The sequence below is a fragment of the Lutispora sp. genome (assembly GCF_041687175.1).
Taxonomy (GTDB): domain Bacteria; phylum Bacillota; class Clostridia; order Lutisporales; family Lutisporaceae; genus Lutispora.
The window spans coordinates 1-6,452 of sequence record NZ_JAWLCK010000136.1 but is presented as its reverse complement, the minus strand read 5'-3'; the positions used below and the strand labels follow the sequence as shown (position 1 = coordinate 6,452).

General features: G+C 35.0%; 7 protein-coding genes. All 7 read right to left on the bottom strand.

Annotated elements, in window-relative coordinates; all coding sequences use genetic code 11:
• Positions 1-20: 20 nt before the first annotated feature.
• Positions 21-572 (bottom strand): hypothetical protein, encoded by a 552-nt coding sequence (locus tag ACESM9_RS13645; RefSeq protein ID WP_372999770.1) that lies wholly within the window; start codon positions 570-572, stop codon positions 21-23.
• A gap of 213 nt (positions 573-785) precedes the next feature.
• Positions 786-1,313, bottom strand: a complete 528-nt coding sequence (locus ACESM9_RS13640) for a hypothetical protein (RefSeq protein ID WP_372999767.1) — start codon at positions 1,311-1,313, stop codon at positions 786-788.
• A 354-nt stretch (positions 1,314-1,667) separates the two neighbouring features.
• Positions 1,668-2,258, bottom strand: a complete 591-nt coding sequence (locus ACESM9_RS13635) for a hypothetical protein (RefSeq protein WP_372999765.1) — start codon at positions 2,256-2,258, stop codon at positions 1,668-1,670.
• Positions 2,259-2,536: 278 nt separating this feature from the next.
• Positions 2,537-4,303 carry a hypothetical protein gene (locus tag ACESM9_RS13630; RefSeq protein ID WP_372999762.1) on the bottom strand — a complete coding sequence of 589 codons (1,767 nt, stop codon included), beginning with the start codon at positions 4,301-4,303 and terminating at the stop codon, positions 2,537-2,539.
• 225 nt (positions 4,304-4,528) lie between these two features.
• Positions 4,529-5,107 carry a toll/interleukin-1 receptor domain-containing protein gene (locus ACESM9_RS13625; RefSeq protein ID WP_372999759.1) on the bottom strand — a complete coding sequence of 193 codons (579 nt, stop codon included), beginning with the start codon at positions 5,105-5,107 and terminating at the stop codon, positions 4,529-4,531.
• A gap of 9 nt (positions 5,108-5,116) precedes the next feature.
• Positions 5,117-5,677, bottom strand: coding sequence for a hypothetical protein (locus ACESM9_RS13620; RefSeq protein WP_372999756.1), 561 nt, complete (start codon positions 5,675-5,677; stop codon positions 5,117-5,119).
• 447 nt (positions 5,678-6,124) lie between these two features.
• Entirely contained in the window at positions 6,125-6,325 is a 201-nt protein-coding gene (locus ACESM9_RS13615) for a hypothetical protein (RefSeq protein WP_372999753.1), read from the bottom strand.
• Positions 6,326-6,452 lie beyond the last annotated feature (127 nt).

Below are 6,452 nucleotides of genomic sequence, written 5' to 3'. Positions count from 1 at the left end.
GTTATACGAAGGACGATTTTCTACCTTAGTAAGGCTAGAACTGAAATAAGTAGTGCTACAATACTAATTACAATGTTACTGACTGTCACCCTAGCGCTTGATATTGAATTTAACTTGAACAATGCTTCTTCTTTTATCTCTTTATATCTGTCTCTAACATCCTGTAGTGTATTAGTTACTTGACTTATCGAATCTTTTTCCGAATGGTCAGTAATAGAGTGTACTAATAGGTAAGTTTCGACGTCCTCTTGATATGCATTCATAACTTCTTTATACTTCTTGTGATTAATAATAATGCCTTCTATTGGTTTTTTGCGATTATAGAATTTGTCCTTGCAACAAGATAATTGACTATATATGTTGTCTAGCTCCCTAAGCAAAATCTGACCATTCTTTATAGTTTTTCCTCTCCACACTTGTATAGTATGATATGTTCTCAAAGGTGCATATTTCATACTTAGCCCAACAGAAGCTAGAGAGGGAGAATTATCAGGTTGAAACATCTTATATCTTTCAGCTTGTGTTCCAATTTGTAATAAAGCTTCGTCAATGCTTTGTTCTTTCTTATACATTCAAATCACCACTTTTTTTTATTCCTATATAATGTCTTTCATCAAGGAGGTCTGAAATCTATTACCTACTCCAACAAAATGTTTTTTAGAAAATTGTATCTCGTATAATTACTATATATATGACATCCTTTTTTTACAAATCTATTTAGTATTGCAAATTAAGGTATTTCAATATATTGAGATAGACTATCTTTATGCCGCTAGAGTATTGATTTATTTTACTACCAAAGCATATTTATTATATAGCTCCGGTAGGTTTTGATATATTAATGCTGTATATGATGTCATGGAATAAATCTCCACTTCTCCATGTATTTCATTACCTTCCTTAATATTTGTTAGAACACTTTTACTCATTTCCCTTAACCAGTTTTCTGAGTCCTTGCATTTATTATATTCGTCATACTTTTGAGATATATAACCTTGTAAATTTTTAATCGATTCTTCTGAATAACTGCAATTCTTTCTAAAAGCATCATATAAGCCATTATGCATTTCATCCAAAATACCGTTTTTCAAAGTATTATCGTATTGTGAACTATAAAAGATTTCTATAAAGCAAAAACTATGATAAATTAGCATCTCTAAAAAAATTGAATTTTTATCAATATCTTCAATCCTCATTTCATTTAGCATATCAGTATCATCTAGAAATTTTAAAGTTCTATGTTGTATAGAATCGCACAATAGTGCAGCAAATTCAGACGGAGTTATCTTTGTCTTTTTACTAAATAAACCCACTTTATTCCCTCCAACTCGAAAATTTGTTCTCATTTTTCTATACTGATGCATCCTGTTCAATCCATCTCGTCAAAGCGTTGAAAACTCTGTTATATAATGTCGGAACCGTTGTTGCTAATACCTTTTAATTTTGGTAGATTCTCTAGTTAGAGCAATAGTTCCAACGGTTTTCCGAGAAGTCCAATACTCACCTTCTAGTCTTGGAATCTGTCCGGCATATATTGATAATTTTGTGGTTCCATCATGCCAGGGTTTTGTATTTCTTCTGCAACCCAATGCATGTAAGCACCTTGACCTATTACGAAATGCTACAGTGTGAGGTCATTGTAATCACAAAGACCCTATCAAATATTACTAATCACTTAGATAGCTCCTATCTGGTAATGAAGCCGGTGCTTCAAGATATGAATCAGGTATTAGATTAATCAAATATGACCTAAGTTTCAATAGGTGCACTTCTGTTTCTGCACACCTTTCGATTATAGATTTACATATAAAAAAGTTTGCTTTATTTATCTCTTCATCCCACAATTCATAGAGAGGTCCAATGCAAGGATAATAAAACCTAGCTGCTGACATATATATTTCTGCTAGCCAATCAGGACTTTTCTCATAAAAACTACTATCCACTAAGCCTTTTGGCGAATGAAGCCCTCTCTTTGCTATTTCTCTCAATGCTATAGCATTTTCATCTTTACATGCGAGACTTAAATCTTCTCTAACCTGTTCAATCTCATCGAGCCACTGATCAATTCTTAAACCTACATGTATAATAAAATTTGCTCTTGGCAGCATTTCAAGTTGTCTAACCTTTCTATCTCTATCAATACTTTCATTAGCAATATTAACCGACTTTCTTGTTAAATTAGTTTGATAAATAACTATAATTAAAGTTATCAAATTTAAAGTCAAAGCAATTAATGCGATTATGTCACTTGTGCTCATAGGCTATCACCTCGTTATTTAAACTTGTTAGAGATACTAGCATCTTAATACCCGTAAGATTGTGATTATGTAAGATAATAGTTTCGCCTCACGACACCACTGAACTGGACCCACGAAGCCTGTCCCCCTGGCGGAGCTTCGCTCCCGGTGAAGGGGTGCGGTTGCCCTGATCTCACCCCTAAGCAAATGCTTCCGGCACCCAAGGTACGGCTTGCTCCGTGCTCTTTCCCTTCCGTGCCGTAGTTTGAGTGTTGTGTTATGTATGTTGCTGGACTACCCTAGTTTTCTCTTGAATTATTCCAGTTTTTAAGTACATTTACAATTCCATATATACTTGATACACATGAATGAAGAAGTTGATAACCTTGATGAACATATGGTATATCCTGATTAATACTAATTAATTTAAATGCTTCATCAACATCTGAACCAGGTAGATGTGCATCACCATGCCTTAACTCATACACCCCAACAAGACTGCTGAGTAATAATTTAGCTTTATCAGTATCAATCTTTTTTGCGAGTAAACACTCCAATGATTTTAACGAACCCCACTTTGTTCCTTTGGGTGGTGCAATAATTGTTTGTATTGCTGTGGCATCAACACTATCTGCTGTTAATCTAGCTACATCTTTAGCAAGTGCATATAATCCCGCTTTGTCTATAGACCTAAACCGATGACATTTTTTAATCAACTCCTGTATTAAGTCATGCTCTCTTAAAATTCTTATACCAATTTCATTATAAGCAACACTATTTAGTGCCTCTAATCCTTTTTCTAAGAAATCCTCTGGTGCTTGAGTATTTGCAGGCTTAGCTTTCATTTGTGCCTCAAGAAGTTCTTCTGATACTTTTCCATCAGGACTAACATTAAAGCCAGCCCAAATCTTTTGCTGCCAATCTGGCAATAATCCAATGTCTTTTGCATAAACGTTAAGTAATCCCAACTTGTTAATTCCAAAGTGAACTGAAAAACCTGGTGAACATCCAACTCCACCGGTATCTCTTGTATACCAACCCAATATTCCTCCTCTTAGATGTGTTAATTCTAATACTACTTCTGGTCGAAACCATAGCCAACGACTTCCTTTTACAAGAGTACTTTTATTCTCTTGTGTACCTTCAGCGTCAGTTATAAAAAATACCGTAGCAGGCATTTTATCGCCACGAACGATTGGGCTATTAGGAGCAGGGTCAATCCATTCGTTTCGCCATAATTCTCCCTCAATGCGATATAATTTTCTGCCATGATGTTCTTTTGTCCATGAATCTGACTTGACCGCATCATCATTTGGAAAACCAAAGTTAGGTACATCTTCTTCTATATCTACATCTGTTCTTGCAACATGAAATTTAGCTGTCGTACTGCCAAATGGTATACCGCCCTCATGAATTTCTGAAATACGCCCTTCCCACCGATCCATATCATTATGTTCCTCAATGAAATGTTTCTCCCATCTTATTTGATCTACACTTTCAACAACTTCAACTCTTTGATGATATGAATTGATATAAAGAGCCATTTTCCTTGCACAAAGATAATCCTTAAGATGTGATGCACGAACTTCGAATAAATAAGGTGACTTGTCAGACCGTCTATAAAGCTTTGCTACTTCTAAATATCCTTCATCAGGGCGCACCCAGATATCACCTTCCCGTTTTAAACCAAGCGTTAACACAAAATCTTGATTCAAATGCCACTCACTTTCTTCAATTCTATTGCCTCTTTGTGATAAAACTAGGTGTTCACCAACTAACTGGCTACTATAATCTTTAAATATATTTGAAGGTATATATTCTTCGTCTTGAATATAGCCGCAATGATCATGACTTATATCAATATCGTTCCAACTAAGTTTTTCAGCTTCTGATTTATAGATAAGAGGAATAGCTAACGATGATGCGCCAAAAAATTCTGATTTATGACCTATAAACCCAAATTGTCCTGTTTCTCCAATCTGATTAATTGCTCTTAAAGGTATCCAAACAGATCTTTCAAAAGTTCTTCGTTTTATATCTTGCATCTCGAACCATTCTTGTTTCATTATATCAATCCTCTCATGACTTACGTTCAGCAATGTCAGATAACTTCTCCGCACTCACGAAACCACTGAACCGGACCATCAGAACCCTTCTCCCTGTCGGTACTCGACACTCAGCGAAGGGGTGTGGTACGAGCTTGTCGAGTACCAAGGCACGCATACTACTTGCCCCGACCCGCCGTGCCGCAGCGTGAGCACATTGTTATCTGACGTATTCGACCTGTTTGTTTATGTTACTTTTTCTAAAAGTATATTAAGGTTATCATTTCTATTTTCATTAAACTCAATAAAATTGCGGTATTCTAATATTTTTGGTAAATCTGCATCATCAACTAATATTGGTATAATTCTGTTTATACCGCTTTTTGATTCATTTTGCAGCATTATATTGATTTCATAATTTAACCATTTTGACATCTTAGTATTTTTTGATATTAATATTAAATAATATGAACTCTCATTAATTGCCATTTTTATTCTATCTGTAATAGCATCTCCAACATTGATATTGTTCTCATCAAACCATACACGAATGTTATGTTTAATAAGAAAATCTGATATATGTTTCGCTTTATCAATATCATTATGACTATATGAGATATAGACTTGAGGTGCATTCATATTCTCATAAACGACTCTTTTGGCCGCTTCTATATTATTGATATCAAAGCTAAATTCTGTTTCATTAACCTTAATCTTTATATATTTCTTCTTTTTTAGTATTTTGTTTATCATTGATGATAGTATATTTACTACTATACTTGTAGCAATTGCAATTACTGCACTAAAAATAATTTCAAAACTCATCTCTACCTCCTATATGGCATTAGTTATAAAAACAATTGAAGACATAAGCGAGATAAACCCACATGAATTGCCAACAAGTACATACTTTTGCTTTGATAACCAACTTGAATTTATTATTATTTCATTGCCTTCATTATCTATAAAGTCAATATTTGATATATGATTATGTTTCATTATCATTGTAATCATAATAAGCAACATATGTAACATTATTACTAGTATCCAAACTAGAATTTCACGATTTGAATTAGTACTATTAAATCTTTGAAAGAATGGAAAGTAGTAAGGGCTTGATATATATAGTCCTAAGGCTGTAAGGTCAACAGATATAGAGACTAAAGCAATATCAGAACCCCATATTTTAAAAACATTTTCGTTCGATTTTAATTGATAATGGCTTCTTTCAATTAGTTTCGCTGCATCTTCGCGAGATAAGCCTTTGCTCAATATATCACTAATAGTTTTACGGTACTTCGCATAACATATTAGTTTACCAGTAATAGAGTCGAAAGTAATGGTAATAAGAGTAATTATAAATGTCATAATTGCGGCAAACCAGAAATCAATCATTTTATGTCTCCCTTCTATATTAAAATCTCAATACACATAGGACTTGATAGTCGAATATGTTATATAACGTCTCCGCACTCACGACGCCACTGAACCGGACCTCAGAGCTCTGCTCCTTGGCGGTGCTTGACACCCGGTGAAGTGGTGTGGTTGCGCTCCTACTCCAGAGCAAATGCATCCGGCAACCCAAGGCACGCCTGCCCCTTGATTCAGCCCCCGTGCCGTAGCGTGAGTGCTTTGTTAGCTGATGGATAATGCCCCTCAACGCCTTGTCCAATAAACCTGTATACCACTGCCGATACCCGGGATCTGACTTGTGTCGCTTATGTAAGTTTTGTCTCTCTTGGGTTTAAATCACCCACAAACTCCGCATAGGAGTTTGTACCATATAAGAATAGTATGAATTGATATAACTATAGATTAAAGATATTTTATTCTTACAACTAACTAAAGTTCTTCAAATGACATCTTATTATCATCAAAATACCAGTGTTGCGACTCAAACCATCTATTCATAAGCTTTGTATATTCGGTAACTACATCAATAAGAAGATAGTTAAAAACAACCTTAAGCATTTTAATGATATACTCAAACGCAGCCTTACGAGAATCATATTCTACACTATATTTTTCAATCCATTCTTTCATTAATCTATCCCGGAGGTTTAGTTCATACTGCGTATACCGGTGTGGCGGAGCCACTATTCCGGTGGGTGGTGAGCCACCCGTCCGGAATAAATGAGCCACCGTTCCGGTATGCTTGAGCCACACTACC

What these genes read in the sequence shown, in the direction of transcription:
- ACESM9_RS13620 (WP_372999756.1), bottom strand. Translation starts at nt 5,677, where the DNA reads ATGATTGATTTCTGGTTTGCCGCAATTATGACATTTATAATTACTCTT.
- ACESM9_RS13625 (WP_372999759.1), bottom strand. Translation starts at nt 5,107, where the DNA reads ATGAGTTTTGAAATTATTTTTAGTGCAGTAATTGCAATTGCTACAAGT.
- ACESM9_RS13630 (WP_372999762.1), bottom strand. Translation starts at nt 4,303, where the DNA reads ATGAAACAAGAATGGTTCGAGATGCAAGATATAAAACGAAGAACTTTT.
- ACESM9_RS13635 (WP_372999765.1), bottom strand. Translation starts at nt 2,258, where the DNA reads ATGAGCACAAGTGACATAATCGCATTAATTGCTTTGACTTTAAATTTG.
- ACESM9_RS13615 (WP_372999753.1), bottom strand. Translation starts at nt 6,325, where the DNA reads ATGAAAGAATGGATTGAAAAATATAGTGTAGAATATGATTCTCGTAAG.
- ACESM9_RS13645 (WP_372999770.1), bottom strand. Translation starts at nt 572, where the DNA reads ATGTATAAGAAAGAACAAAGCATTGACGAAGCTTTATTACAAATTGGA.